Here is a 14,434-nt window from a genome sequence, read left to right as displayed (position 1 = left end):
GTCTATCGTAATTTTACGAATGAAATAGGGGGGTGGTGTTTCACCGGAGTTTCACCGGAGTTTCACCGGGGTTTCACCAGGCAAAACAGGCGTTTTATTGGGGTAATGGTGCTATTTCACCACTGCCTCTAATTCCTTCTCTTCCACAATCCCCTGCTTCCTCCATACCTCTTTGCCATCCTTATAAAACACAAAGGTGGGCAGCTTTTTCGCGCTGATCGCCGTCATCACCTCCTGGTCTTTTCCTCCATCTACTTTCACCAGCTTCACATCCTGGTGCTCCCGGATAAATTTTTGCAATACCGGCTCCATTGCCCTGCAGGGCGGGCACCACACAGCGCCTACATCCACCAGCACCTTGCCATGCTGTATCGATTCCTTGAAATCATCCACCGCCAGCTGCTTTTCCTCGCCAGCGCCTTCCAGGGGTTTCCCGGCTTCTTTCCATGCACGGATACCGCCATCCATTTCCACCACCTCTTTAAAACCATTTTCCCGCATCCACTTAGCCGCTGCCGAACTACGGCCGCCGCTCAAACAATAGATGTAAACAGGCTTCTGTTTATTCAGATACTGTACGCGGTCTGCAAACTCCTGCTTATTGGTATAATCCGCCTGCAGTGAACCGCTGATATGGCCGGAGTTGTATTCTTCCGCTGTTCTTACATCAAAGATCTGCACATTAGCACCGTGCATGCCTTTGTCAAAAGCTTCCACATTTACTGACTGGGCTATTGCATAGGATGTAAACAACAAAGCACCTGCCGTTGAGAGTAATACATTCAGATAATGTTTCATATTATTCTTTTTCCAATACAAAGATGATAAAAACTGATGAATATCACTTCATTGCTGTTTTTAGCTGACCACTCTCATCTAATATTAACACGCATTGCAATATAAAATGCTTACTTTTAGTTCGCGTTTTATACCTAGTACTTTATAGCCAAGCTGACCGGAGGGGGACGAAATCACAAAGTAGACAGGACTTATACCGACGACTATACCTATTGCCATAACCATGAAATGCCAAGTACACCTGCGTCGCCATTGGACATTCCAATGGGAAAACCTCATGCGACTATCCGCTTGTTTGGTATCCATTTTCTTATGCCATATTTTACCAGCTTCCGCTCAAACCCATCGCGTGGATTTTGACGCCGATAAATGGAACGGTTGCGAACCGCTGGCAGTACAATTCACCAACTTATCAGACCCCGGTTACAGCTCCGTTAACTGGAGCTTCAGCGTAGGAGCAGATGTTTCTGACCCTAACCCCGGGAGGATCTTCAATAACGCAGGCGTTTACAAGATCACCTTAACCGTTACCTATCCCGACGGCGCCATTGTTACCAGCGAAAAGAACGTCACCGTGTACCGGAAACCCGTACCCGCCTTCAGCACTTCCGTACCCGGCGGATGTACTCCACTGGCAGTGACCTTTACAGACCAGAGCACCCCGGGAGACGGCACCATTACCAGCGTTACCTGGGACTTCGGAGACGGTACCAACGGTACCGGCCCTACCGCATCCCATACCTATACCTTAAGCGGTAACCAAACCACCGCCGTGATCGTAGTTAACAGCTATGGCTGTACGAATGGTACCACTAAACAGATCTCCATCCAGGAACCGCCTGTTGCCAGGTTCTCTGCCGATGTACGCAGCAGCTGCACCGCTCCGCTGACCGTCAATTTCTCGAATACCAGCACCGCGCCCAATGGCGCCGCGATGACCTACCTCTGGGATTTTGGAGACGGCGCCACCAGTACCGACGCCACTCCCCAGCATACCTATACCAGGGAGGGCAGCTTTACCGTACGCCTCACTGCCACGGTAGCAGGCGGCTGTAGCCAGACACTGACCCAAGCAAACTATATCCAGATTGTGCGCATGGTACCCGACTTTGCAGCCATCGGCACCATTTGCGTAAACCAGGCAGTAACACTGGAGAACAGGACTACACCTGCGCCACAGTCTGCCCGCTGGGACTTTCCCGATGGCAGCACACAATACGGCGTTAACATCTCTCATATCTTTACTGCAGCTGGTGATTACCCGGTAACCATGACCGCTACCGGTACCGCCGGCTGCCAGGAAACCATCACCAAGACGATTCACGTAAATCCACTGCCCACAGCTGATTTTACGGGCACACCTACTATATCGTGCCGGGTACCGACCATTGTCAATTTCAATGCACAAACTACCGGCGCTACTTCCTGGACCTGGAACTTTGGCGATGGCAGCACAGGTACCGGTCAAACCCTTAGCCATAGCTACGCTGCAGGTACCTATACCGTTAGCCTGCAGGCAACCAATGCTTTTGGCTGTAGCGTGAACGTTACAAAGCGGGATTATATCCGCATCCAGGAACCAACTGTCACCTTTTCTGTTGACACCGCGCGCGGATGTATCCCCTTCACCTCCAACTTCGTCGCCAACGTTACCAGCATAGACCCGGTGGTAAGCTACAACTGGAACTTCGGTGACGGCACTACTTCCAACCTGGTAACGCCCAGCCATACCTGGACCACACAGGGAGATTTTACCGTCACCCTTGAAATTGTAACACAGAGCGGCTGTAGGGCAACGGCTATGGCAGTAATAGAAGCAGGAATAAAATCAATCGTTGATTTCGATGTGGATAAGACAAAAGGCTGTCAGCCGGACATCTTCCACTTTACCAATAAATCAGTTCCACCTGGCGATGAATGGCTCTGGCAATTCCCGCAGGACGGTTCTTCTGACGCCGCACAAAACCCGGCACACCAGTTCAACCAGATAGGCGTGCATGATGTGATACTGACGGTATTCAACAACGGCTGTCCGTCTACATTGATCAAAAGGATGCTGATTGAAATATATCCGCCCGTGGCGAGGTTCACCGTACTACCCAATTGCGTGAACAAATATGACCGCCAGTTCAATGACCAGTCTGACTTTGGCGCCAGCGTTTCCAGGAGCTGGTTGTGGGACTTCGGCGATGGCACCACCTCTACCCTGCAATCGCCTTTACATACGTATGCAGCGCCGGGCACTTATACCGTGAGACTGATAGTAGACAATGGCAGCTGTACTTCCACTACCACACAGCAGGTGATGATCATCGATGAAAAGGCAGTCATCGCCGCCACCGTGCCCACTGTTTGTGCTGGCAGATCTATCGGTTTCACCATTACCAATGCCGACACGATCAACAACAACCTGATCCGGTCCTACCGATGGGATTTCGGGGATGGGACCTCCCAAACCGTGCCCTCCGCCAGCTTCGACCCGAATACCGTTTACAATCATACCTATAACAGGCCCGGTAGCTTTAACGTGATACTGACCATGGAAGACCTGAACGGTTGCCAGGTGGTATCCAACACGGTAACGGTGATCATCAACGGCGTTACAGCCGACTTTACCTTCGCCGGTAATTGTAAGGAAACGCCTTTCACCTTCACCGATGCTTCCGTTCCTGCCTTCCCTACCACGGTCATTAACTCCTGGGTATGGAACTTCGGCGATGGCAGCGACCCCGATACACTTAGCACACAACCGGTGGGCTACCCGCATACTTTCCCGAACATGACCAGCTACCCGGTAAGGCTTACAGTAACAGACCAGTTTGGATGTTCCTCCAGCGTTAGCAAGACGGTAAACGTGAATGTGGTAAACGCATCGATCGTAGTGCCGCAGCAGGAAGCCTGTTTGCAGAAAGCTTTCGGCTTCTCCAACAACTCCATCGGCAATAACCTTACTTTTGACTGGAGCTTCGGGGATGGCGGCACCAGCACACAATCAGCGCCGCAACATACCTATACTACCCCTGGCGTATATACGATCAAGCTGACCGTAACAGATGCGAACGGTTGTATGGCCAGCCAGGAAGCCACTCACTTCATTACCGTACGCGATCCGCAGGCCATATTTACCGTACCGGACGACCTGGCGCCCTGTCCGCCTGTACTGGTGCCCTTTACCAACGCCTCTATAGATTATGACGAAATAGCCTGGCAATTCGGTGATGGCAGCACCTCCCCGCTCGAATCTCCCAGTCACGCTTACAGTCGCCCGGGCACTTACACAATAACGCTTACCGTTACCACCGCCGGCGGATGTTCCAGCGATACCACGAAAGATATCTTCATTGACGGCCCCGACGGCAGACAGTCCACCACGCCTACCGAAGGCTGTATGCCCCTGCACGTGACCATGACCGCCACAGGCACCAATGCTGTAAAATATATCTGGGATTTTGACGATGGGCACCTGGTAACCACTACCACGCCTACTACTGATTATACCTATCCCAAAGAAGGGATCTATTATCCCAGGGTGATCCTGGAAGATGCAAAAGGCTGCCAGGTGCCTGCCCTCGGCAATGACACCATCGTGGCCGATAAGGTAACTGCCCGCTTCACCATGGATAATGCCGCCGCCTGCGACAGTGGCTTCATTTACTTCATGGACAACAGCAGCAGCGTTACCCTGGATCAGCTGGGCCAGGCAATGACCTATCAATGGGATTTCGGTGTGCCGGGAAGAACAGACGATGTAGCCACCGGCCGTAATCCACGCTTCTTCTATACACAAACGGGCATTTATCCCGTGCATCTGCTTGTTACCAGCTCACTGGGTTGTACGGATACGATCACGTTACCCGCCATCGTATCTCCTCAGCCCGACCCAGCTATCTTACCTTTGACACCGCTCTGCGCTGGTGGCCAGGTACAGCTACAGGGACGTGAGAACAAACAGCTGGCAGGCACCAAATGGCAATGGAGGGTAGGTCAGGACGTGTACGACGTTACCACACCACCTGCGCTTACTTTTGATACGCCCGGTGATATTCCTGTGCTGCTGACGGTTACCAATGGTGATGGCTCCTGTCCCGATACGGCTGGCAGCACCATCCAGGTACGTCCCTATCCTCTACTGAACCCTACCCCCAGCGAGGCAGTGGTATGCGAGGGAAGTCCGCTGCAACTGCAAGCTAACGTTGATGCAGGCACGCAGGTAACCTGGACAGACTACAACATTTCAGACCCGCGCAGCACCACACCACAGGTCACTCCCGATCGCGATACTACCTATCATGTAATAGCGCAGAATGCTTTTGGCTGTACGCGCGAGGCAGATGTAGCCATTACCGTTAGCCGTCGTTTCGCGGTGAATACAGCAGATGTGGATATCTGTCACGGCAACAAAGTACAGCTGAACGCCGGGGGCGCCGTTACTTATAAATGGATGCCGGAAACAGGCCTGAGCCGCGCCGATATCAATAATCCTGTTGCCGGTCCGGAGACCACCACCACCTACCGCGTAATCGGCTTTGGCCATGATGCCTGCTTTACCGATACGGCCATCGCTATCGTGACCGTCCATCCGTCACCTGAGATCAACGTAGGGCCAGACCTGGTAGTGGCCACCGGATCAGAAGTACGCCTGCAACCGGTGCTTAGCAATGATGTGACCAGCATACAATGGAAACCCGCTGAAGGGCTCAGCTGTACGGATTGTGAGACACCGCTGGCGCTGCCCAGAAATTCCATCAATTATTTTGCGACCGTTACCAACCAGTACAACTGTACTGCTACAGACGGTCTGAATATCAGGCTGGTATGCGAATCCAGCTCCATCTTCCTGCCTAACACCTTCACTCCCAACGGAGATGGACAGAATGATATCTTCTACATCCGCGGACGGGGCGTTAAGAACATCAAGGTGTTCAGGGTCTTCAACCGCTGGGGACAGATGGTATTTGAACGCAGCAACGTGAGCACTGAAGACGCGACAGCAGGCTGGGATGGTAAATTTAAAGGCATTCCTGTCAACCCGGATGTGTTCATTTACTATGCAGAACTGGTGTGCGATACGAACGAGACCATCACTTTGAAGGGGAATGTAACTGTGTTAAGGTAGTTGTAAGTTGTTAGTTGTCAGTCGTCAGTGATCAGAGCGGACATTATACCCGCAGCATTCACTGACAACTGACCACTGACAACTGACAACTGACAACTGACCACTGACCACTGACCACTGGCGACTATCTATTATTTTTTTCGTTAATTTGTGGTATAATTATAAGGCCATAACTATACCTATGAAAAGCCGAGTGCCTCTAAACCTACCGGCAATATTGCCGATATTGCTTTTATCCGTACTGTTCAGCGCTCCTGTTCGCGGCCAGCAGGCCAGTTTCACGTATACCGCTACTCCCTCCAGTCTCTGTACACCCGCTACGCTTACGTTTCAGAACACCAGTAACGGTTTCCCAATTGCCTACACCTGGGATCTGGGCAATGGCAGCGTGGCCTACACCGCCAACGCGGAGGCCAGCTATACCCAGCCGGGTACTTACCGCGTAACCTTAACGGTACAGTACCCCAACGGCAGCAGTCAGTACTGGAAGGAAATCACTATCAATCCTTCGCCTGCGGTAGATTTCACGGTGGACGTCACTACCAGCTGCAAGCCTTTTAACGCCACCTTTACAGACCTTACGACGGGTGCGGCGGTACGCAGCTGGAATTTTGGAGATGGCACCAGCCTGACCACCAATAACGGCTCTGTACAGCATATGTACACCCGGCCGGGTAACTATAGCGTAACGCTGAGTGTTACTAACGCATTTGGCTGTACGCAAAGCTTAACAAAATCATCGTTTGTCAATATAGCCGTGCCAGCCATCGTGCTGAGCGGCACTAATATTACCGGCTGCGCCCCGGTCAACGCTTCGCTGACGGCGGTCGTTACTACGCCCAATAACGACCCGGTGTCTCAATACGCCTGGAACTTTGGCGACGGTAACACACAAACTACCGCAGCATCCGGCGTAGCGCACCAGTATAACACGCCGGGCGCTTATAATGTAAGCGTTACCGTTACTACCCAGCAGGGATGTACGGCTTCTGTAACCGCCGGTCAGCTGGTACGCGCGGGTACACCGCCCACCAATGTGAGCTTTACCGCTACCCCTGGCACCGCCTGCGCGGGTACCCCGGTAAGGTTGTTGGCTACCGCCACCAATGCAGACAGCTATAGCTGGGACTTTGGAGATGGTACCAGCCAGGAAGGGCCCTCCAACGATATCAGCCACGCCTTTCAAAGTAACGGTAACATTACCGTTCAGATGAGGGCTGGTAAAAATGGCTGCTATACAGCCAGCACACCGGTAAACGTGCAGATAACCGGGCCTGCAGCGCATTTCACCTACACCCGCAGCTGCGGCAACCCTCAACAATTCACCTTTACCAATACATCTGCCACCACCACCGGCGTTAGCTATGAATGGGATTTCGGCGATGGCAGCCCCCTGGCCTATACACAGGATGCGGTGCATACCTATACACAAACCGGTAACTATACCGTGCGCCTGACCGTAAAGGAAACCAGCGGCGCGTGCCAGAGCAGCGACTTCGAGACGGTGTCTTACTTTAAGCCCGATTTCAGCACCGGTATCAGCGCGATCTGCCGTGGAAGCAATATCGGCTATGGCGTACTGAATGTGCCTTCACAATTGGTAGGCCACTACAGCTGGCGCTTTGGCGATAACACCCGGCAGGATGTTACTGCTACCGATGTAGATAAAGCCTATTACCAGAGCGGCACGTTTACGGATACACTGATTATCTTCTATAAGGATCCCGCTGTTTACTGTAACGATACTGTGGTAAAGCAAAATCACATTACTATCCTGGCGCCCCTGGCTAATTTTAACGTCAGCAATCCTTGTGCAGGACAACCGGTCAGCTTTACCGATGCCTCACAGCCCTGGCCCAACATACCGCTGACCAGCTGGCAGTGGACAATGGGCAACGGGGGAAGCGCTGCTGCCCAAACACCACCGCCCACTACCTATGCTACCGCAGGGGTTTACAACGTGAAACTGGTAGTAACAGACGCCCGTAACTGTAAAGATTCCGTAACAAGCGCCATTACGGTAAACCCCGTGCCGTCGCTGCTGCTGGCGAACCGTAACTACCGCATATGCGAAGGCAACAACGTTACACTGCTTACACAGTCTGACGGCAACCTGCTCTGGACGCCCAATATCAACCTGAGTTGTGTGACCTGCGCTTCGCCCGCTGCATCTCCGCTTGTGGATACCAAATACTTTGTAACAGCCACCAACGCAGTGGGTTGTTCCGTACGGGATTCCGTCACCGTGAAAGTGGTACCGCAGGTACAGCTGAGCGTGCAGCCGGATACTACGATCTGTACCGGAAGCCCGGTGCAGCTCTGGGCCAGGGGAGCAGCCACTTATAGCTGGAGCCCGGCTACTAATTTAAGTGCGACCAACATCGCCAACCCGGTGAGCACTACTCCACAAGACATCACCTATACGGTTACCGGTACCAATGATGCCAGCTGTCCGGGGCAAACGGCACAGGTGAACATCCGCGTGAAACCGCTTCCCTCAGTGGATGCAGGCCCGGACCAAACCGTGGCCACCGGCGCTGTGGTAACGCTCAATGCCACGGGCAGCGCAGACATAGAGAGCGTGCTGTGGTCGCCTACGGAGTTCCTGGATTGCGCCACTTGTCCCTATACCCGGGCCTCTGTGCGCAGGCCCATGAGCTATAGCATTACGGTAACAAATTCAGATGGCTGTAAAAAGAGTGATATAGTTAATATAAATTTGGTATGTGATAAAGAAGCGGTATATATACCTAACACTTTCAGTCCCAATGGAGATGGAACGAACGATGTATTTTACATTCGCGGAAAAGGCGTTAATTTCATTAAATCATTCCGCATTTTCAACCGCTGGGGACAAGAAGTATTCAAACGTGAAAATATAGCCATTGACGACATCAGCTCAGGATGGAACGGCACCTATAAAAACCAGCCGCAGGCGGCAGACGTGTATGTTTATTTCATTGAAGCCTATTGCGACACCAACGAACGTTTCGAACTGAGAGGTAATGTTACATTATTAAGATAATATTAAATCCATACCTTATGAAAAGACTGTTATGCAGCATGCTGCTAATAGTTTCGGCAGGCGTCTGTACCCAGCAGGCCCTGGCGCAAGATATACACCTATCCCAATTCTATGAGACACCGATTTTACGAAATCCGGCCCTGATAGGCATTTTTAATGGTGATGTACGTGTGCAGGCGGTATACCGCAACCAGTGGAATAGCGTCACTGTACCTTACCAGACAGGGGCGCTCAGCGGGGAGATGAAGTTCCCCGTAGGTATGAGCAACAACTTTGTAACAGCCGGCCTGCAAATGACCTACGACAGGGCAGGGACTTCCCGCCTCACTTCTGTACAGGTGCTGCCGGCTATCAACTTTCACAAATCGCTGAGCGCAGATAAAAGCAGCTTCCTGTCTCTCGGGGTGATGGGCGGCATGGTACAACGGCAGTTCAACCCTGCCAACCTTACCTTCAATAACCAGTATACCAACGGGCGCTTTGATCCTACTGCCCCCAGCGGGGAAGACAGGCTGGCCTTGCGGGGGTATACCTACCTGGATGCAGGTATAGGCCTCAGCTATAATGGCGTAATCGGGGAGGGAACAAACTATTTTCTGGGCGCTGCCGTATATCATTTTAACAAGCCAAAGGTTTCCTTCTATAAGGACGCCAGTGTGGAACTGGATATGAAGTTCACCATCAACGCCGGTATCACGGTACCGGTATCTGAAAGGGTAAAGGTGATCGGCCAGTATAACGAGCTGCACCAGGGCACCTATTCAGAGTTCATAGGCGGCGCACTGATAGGTTACGGCCTGCTGGACGAGGGCCTGGAATCTGACCGGGGAATCTATGGAGGGATGTTCCTCCGCTGGAACGATGCCATTGTGCCCACCATCAAACTGGATATGGGCAGCTGGGAAATGGGGGCCAGCTATGATGCCAACATTTCCAAATTGCGGACAGCCAGCCAGACCTTTGGCGGTTTTGAGATATCCCTGGTTTTCAAGGATTTCCTGAACAGCCGGAACAGTACACTGGAAATGACGAACTGTCCGAGGTTTTAGTCGACAGTTGCCAGTTGTCAGTTGTTAGTTTAACTTTAACACCTGAAACATCATTTATCACTGACAACTCACAATTGTCAACTAACGACTGAACTTATGAGCGTAACAGTAGGCAACCAAGCACCGGCATTCTCATTATTTGATACTGAAAAAAATAAGGTATCATTAGACGATTTCAAGGGCAGGAACCTGGTGGTTTTGTTCTTTCCGATGGCCTTCACCAGTGTGTGCACCGCAGAGCTTTGCTCCGTAAGGGATAGCCTGAGCACTTATAACGGTTTGAACACAGCCGTGGTAGGTATCTCCGTAGACTCTCCCTTTACACTGGGTAAATTCAAGGAAGAGCAGGGGCTGAACTTTCCCTTGCTGTCTGACTTCAACAAGGAGGCCTCCCAGGCATACGGCGCTTTTTATGACACATTCGTGTTAGACCTGAAAGGGGTTTCCAAGCGCGCGGCTTTTGTAGTAGACAAGGAAGGAAAGGTGCGTTATGCCGAAGTACTGGAAAGCGCTAAAGACCTCCCTAATTTTAGTAGCATACAGCAAACTTTGGCTGGATTGCAATAAGGTTGCAGCAAGCGTTAAAATTTTCAAAAAACAGACGGCTGGCCGCAACTTTTGGCTCGCCGTTTGTTATTTTTACGTAAGAGTATTACTGGAAATAAATCGTGAAATATTTGAAAAAATCTTTATCTTTATATTGCTATGTGGAGAACCTCTACCCTACTATTTATCTTCTTACTGAGCTTTTGTAGCCTGACACTCAGGGCACAACAAAATGCAAAGACACTTCCCGCCACAGATAGCGAGGGGGGTGTAAAGATCGTTAAAGCCTATCCGAACCCAGCTAACAGCAGAATCTTTTTTGAAATTCAACTGCATAATAACGATAAGGTGTATGATCTTATTGTATACAACTTCCTTGGTAAAAAAGTAGACCAGTTAAGAAACATCAGTGGCAGAACGCCCGTTGATCTGAGCGCCTACTACAGTGGAGTATACATCTTCCAGCTGCGCGACCGTGACGGCAACCTGGTAGAATCGGGTAAGTTTAACGTAGTGAAATAATTGCAGTACTTTTTCAGTAAAGTATCCCTCTATACCGTGTAAGTATATACGCTTTTATCCAAGACCTTTACCTGTATCTCTTTTTTCCTTTATTTTTTACTCTCAGGAAACTTCTACTATCAGGAATTTCAGATACGTAGTGTTTTCGATATTCCATAATATCGGATGGTCCTGCGCCTGTGTCTGGAAAGTTACCTGGCGCAATTTCTTTTTGGCGTCTTTGGCGGCCATGTCAATAATCTCCAGGAAGAGGGAAGGCGGCACCAGGTTGGTGCAGGAAGCCGTTACCAGGAAACCGCCCGGTTTCAGCAGCTTCATTCCCCGCAGGTTGATCTCCTTATAGCCGGTAATAGCTTTCTGGATGTTCTCCCGGCTCTTGGTAAAGGCAGGCGGATCGAGGATCACCACATCAAACTGCCTGTTCTCTTTTGTCCACTGCTTCAGCGCGTCAAAGGCGTTCACTGCCTGGAACTGGCATATTTCGTCCAGCTTATTCAGCTGGGCATTGCGGCGGGCGGTGTTCACGGCATGCTCTGAAATATCGAGGCCCAATACGCTCTTGGCCCCGTAGTACCCTGCATGGCAGGAAAAAGTACCCGTATAGCAGAAGGCTTCCAGTACATCGGCTCCTTTTACGATATGCTGAATGGCCCGGCGGTTATCCTGCTGATCCAGGAAATAGCCGGTTTTCTGGCCATTCTCGATATCTACATGGAACTGCAGGCCGTTCTCCTTTAAAATGATATTGGTGTCAAAAGGCGCGCTTAAAAAGCCTTTCTGCTGAGGCAGCCCTTCCAGCTCACGAACGGGTACATCGTTACGCTCGTAAATGCCTTTAGGCTGGAAGATGCTGTTCAGCGCATCCACAATAGCGCCTTTCCAGCGGTCCATTCCCAATGCCAGGGTCTGGAGCACGAAGTAGTCGTTGAATTTATCAATGATAAGGGCAGGCATTTCATCTGCCTCCCCGAAGATCAGGCGGCAGTTTTCCACATAACCAAGCTTTTGACGGTACTCCCAGGCCTTCTGCAGGCGGCGGTGAAAGAAGGCATCGTTGATGGCCTCGTCCTTGTCCCTGGTAAGCAGGCGCACCAGTATCTGGGACTGGGGATTGATATAGCCCCTGCCCACAAAGAATCCCTGGTGAGTAAATACATCTACGATATCACCCGGGTTAACGGGCCCGTCCATCTCTCCTACCTCGTTGCCAAACACCCAGGGATGTCCCTGTAATACACGGTTCTGTATCTTCTTCTTTAAAAAAACTTTGGTCATATTTCTTATAAAAGCGGGGCAAAGGTAAATTAAATTAGCCTTTAGCTGTTAGCTTTTAGCAATTAGCACGCTAAAAGCTGGTGGCCAGGGGCTAAAAGCCTATGTCAAATTGTCCGCCTATATTACCTTGGCAAAATAATTGTCCGTTGTAAATTTGCAGATTCAAGCCAAATATTGAAACCACTATGACAGATAAAGAAAAAGATATACAGACAGAGCGTCAGGATGCAGCCAACGGCAATCATGCCCCCGAAGCGAACGCTGGTGAACAGGCAGGTGCTGAACAACAGCCTGCTGAGAATGAACTGGAAAAAAAGCAGCTGGAAGTGAACGAAATGCGGGACAAATACCTCCGTTTGGTAGCAGAATTCGATAATTTTAAAAAGCGTAATGCGAAAGAGCGGATAGAGCTCATGCAAACTGCCAACAAGGAAGTGATCCTGGCCCTGCTGGACGTGGTAGATGACATGGACCGTGCCACCAAACAGCTGGAAACGGCTACGGATATCAACGCCATTAAAGACGGCGTAATGCTGGTATTTAACAAGCTGAAATCCACCCTGCAATCCAAAGGTCTTAAACCTATGGAAAGTCTGCACAAAGAATTTGATGCCGACCTGCATGAAGCCATTACAGAAATTCCTGCCCCCTCAGATGAATTAAAAGGAAAAGTAATAGACGATTTACAGAAAGGATACTACCTGAATGACAAGCTGATCCGTCATGCAAGGGTGGTAGTGGGGAAATAAGATGACGATGTGACATACCTATACCATACCACAACAAAAACACGCCGGGTAGTGCCCGGCTTCAAGCGATAAAGCATGTCTACCAAGCGAGATTATTACGAAATACTGGGCGTTGCCAAATCTGCTTCCCAGGATGAAATAAAAAAGGCTTACCGTAAAGTGGCGATGCAGTTCCATCCTGACAGGAACCCGAATAACAAGGAAGCGGAAGAGAAATTTAAGGAGGCTGCAGAAGCCTACGAAGTGCTGAGTGACCCGGATAAGCGCGCTCAGTATGACCGTTTTGGCCATGCGGCAACGGGTGCTGGTCGCGGCGGTTATGGCGGCGGCAACATGAACATGGAGGACATCTTCTCCAACTTCGGCGACATCTTCGGCGAAGACATCTTCGGCAGCTTCTTTGGCGGTAACCGCGGTGGCGCGGCCGGCCGTCGCAGCCGGGGTACCAGGGGCTCCAACCTGCGGGTAAAGATCCGCCTCACCTATGAGGAGATCGCCAAAGGCGCCAACAAGAAGATCAAAGTAAAGAAACACGTGCCTTGTTCCCACTGTAACGGACTAGGCGCTAAAGATAAAAATGCCTTCCAGACGTGTAACACCTGCGGAGGCTCGGGCCAGGTAAGAAAGGTTACACAAACCTTCCTGGGCCAGATGCAAACCGTTACTACCTGTCCTACCTGCCAGGGCGAGGGGCAGATCATCACCAGCAAATGCGGCCATTGTAAAGGCGAAGGCCGCGTTTACGGCGAAGAAATGATCAGCGTAGACATCCCGGCGGGTGTAGGTGAAGGCATGCAGCTGAGCATGAGCGGCAAAGGCAATGCCGGTGAAAGAGGCGGCGCCCCCGGCGACCTGCTGATCCTGATAGAGGAGGAACCACATCCGGAGCTGCATCGCGATGGATTGAACGTAGCCTTTGACCTGCATATCTCCTTCCCCGACGCCGTATTCGGCACCCAGGTGGAAGTACCTACCATCGACGGAAAGGCTAAAATCAAGGTACCGCCCGGCACACAAAGCGGCAAGATCTTCCGCCTCAAAGGCAAAGGCTTCCCCTCTGTGAACTCTTACGAGAAAGGCGATCAGCTGATACACGTGAACGTGTGGACGCCGCAGAATGTCACCGCCGATGAGAAAGCCATGCTGGAAAAAATGCAACAGGCAGAGAACTTCCAGCCCAATCCCGAGAAATCTGAAAAAGGATTTTTCGAGAAAGTAAGGGATATATTCAGCTGATAATAAATATAGTCCATGGTCGATGGTCCATGGTCCATGGCGTTTACCAGAAAGACAAGTTACTGATCCTGAAGGCATATGCTATGGACCATGGACCATTGACTATGGACTCTTTCAA

The 14,434-nt window shown here is 51.0% G+C and carries 9 protein-coding genes; 7 read left to right on the top strand and 2 right to left on the bottom strand.

Annotated elements, in window-relative coordinates; all coding sequences use genetic code 11:
* Positions 1-111: 111 nt before the first annotated feature.
* The gene (locus ACR9Y8_RS22930) at positions 112-798 is read right to left on the bottom strand and encodes a rhodanese-like domain-containing protein (protein WP_481215586.1); all 687 of its coding nucleotides are present in this window, start codon (positions 796-798) and stop codon (positions 112-114) included.
* 349 nt (positions 799-1,147) lie between these two features.
* On the opposite strand from ACR9Y8_RS22930, the gene ACR9Y8_RS22925 reads away from it, so the two are divergent.
* From ACR9Y8_RS22925 to ACR9Y8_RS22905, 5 genes are all read left to right on the top strand, one after another.
* Complete coding sequence (locus tag ACR9Y8_RS22925; protein WP_481215585.1) at positions 1,148-5,914, top strand: PKD domain-containing protein; 4,767 nt, start codon at positions 1,148-1,150, stop codon at positions 5,912-5,914.
* 226 nt (positions 5,915-6,140) lie between these two features.
* Positions 6,141-8,939: a PKD domain-containing protein gene (locus tag ACR9Y8_RS22920; protein ID WP_481215584.1), complete on the top strand. Its 2,799-nt coding sequence runs from the start codon at positions 6,141-6,143 to the stop codon at positions 8,937-8,939.
* Positions 8,940-8,956: 17 nt separating this feature from the next.
* On the top strand, positions 8,957-9,988 hold the full coding sequence (locus ACR9Y8_RS22915; protein WP_481215583.1) for a PorP/SprF family type IX secretion system membrane protein: 1,032 nt from the start codon (positions 8,957-8,959) through the stop codon (positions 9,986-9,988).
* 96 nt (positions 9,989-10,084) lie between these two features.
* Entirely contained in the window at positions 10,085-10,555 is a 471-nt protein-coding gene (locus ACR9Y8_RS22910; protein WP_481215582.1) for a redoxin domain-containing protein, read from the top strand.
* 138 nt (positions 10,556-10,693) lie between these two features.
* Positions 10,694-11,056, top strand: coding sequence for a T9SS type A sorting domain-containing protein (locus tag ACR9Y8_RS22905; protein WP_481215581.1), 363 nt, complete (start codon positions 10,694-10,696; stop codon positions 11,054-11,056).
* Positions 11,057-11,158: 102 nt separating this feature from the next.
* Here ACR9Y8_RS22905 and ACR9Y8_RS22900 read toward each other — a convergent pair whose 3' ends face one another.
* The gene (locus tag ACR9Y8_RS22900) at positions 11,159-12,331 is read right to left on the bottom strand and encodes a class I SAM-dependent rRNA methyltransferase (RefSeq protein ID WP_481215580.1); all 1,173 of its coding nucleotides are present in this window, start codon (positions 12,329-12,331) and stop codon (positions 11,159-11,161) included.
* Between the two features lie 185 nt (positions 12,332-12,516).
* Between ACR9Y8_RS22900 and ACR9Y8_RS22895 the strand changes: the two genes are divergently transcribed.
* The gene (locus ACR9Y8_RS22895; protein ID WP_481215579.1) at positions 12,517-13,080 is read left to right on the top strand and encodes a nucleotide exchange factor GrpE; all 564 of its coding nucleotides are present in this window, start codon (positions 12,517-12,519) and stop codon (positions 13,078-13,080) included.
* A 75-nt stretch (positions 13,081-13,155) separates the two neighbouring features.
* A complete protein-coding gene (dnaJ, locus tag ACR9Y8_RS22890; protein ID WP_481215578.1) occupies positions 13,156-14,316 on the top strand; it encodes a molecular chaperone DnaJ in 1,161 nt (386 codons plus the stop codon).
* The last annotated feature ends 118 nt before the right edge of the window (positions 14,317-14,434 follow it).

The sequence above is a fragment of the Chitinophaga sp. SVR4-12A genome (assembly GCF_056754765.1).
The sequence above is the reverse complement of the archived record's forward strand: the minus strand, read 5'-3'. Positions and strand labels throughout refer to the sequence as shown.

Bases quoted from the DNA above. Each gene is read 5' to 3' on its own strand.
- ACR9Y8_RS22930 (WP_481215586.1), bottom strand. From the start codon at position 798: ATGAAACATTATCTGAATGTATTACTCTCAACGGCAGGTGCTTTGTTG.
- ACR9Y8_RS22915 (WP_481215583.1), top strand. From the start codon at position 8,957: ATGAAAAGACTGTTATGCAGCATGCTGCTAATAGTTTCGGCAGGCGTC.
- ACR9Y8_RS22910 (WP_481215582.1), top strand. From the start codon at position 10,085: ATGAGCGTAACAGTAGGCAACCAAGCACCGGCATTCTCATTATTTGAT.
- ACR9Y8_RS22905 (WP_481215581.1), top strand. From the start codon at position 10,694: ATGTGGAGAACCTCTACCCTACTATTTATCTTCTTACTGAGCTTTTGT.
- ACR9Y8_RS22900 (WP_481215580.1), bottom strand. From the start codon at position 12,331: ATGACCAAAGTTTTTTTAAAGAAGAAGATACAGAACCGTGTATTACAG.
- ACR9Y8_RS22895 (WP_481215579.1), top strand. From the start codon at position 12,517: ATGACAGATAAAGAAAAAGATATACAGACAGAGCGTCAGGATGCAGCC.
- dnaJ (WP_481215578.1), top strand. From the start codon at position 13,156: ATGTCTACCAAGCGAGATTATTACGAAATACTGGGCGTTGCCAAATCT.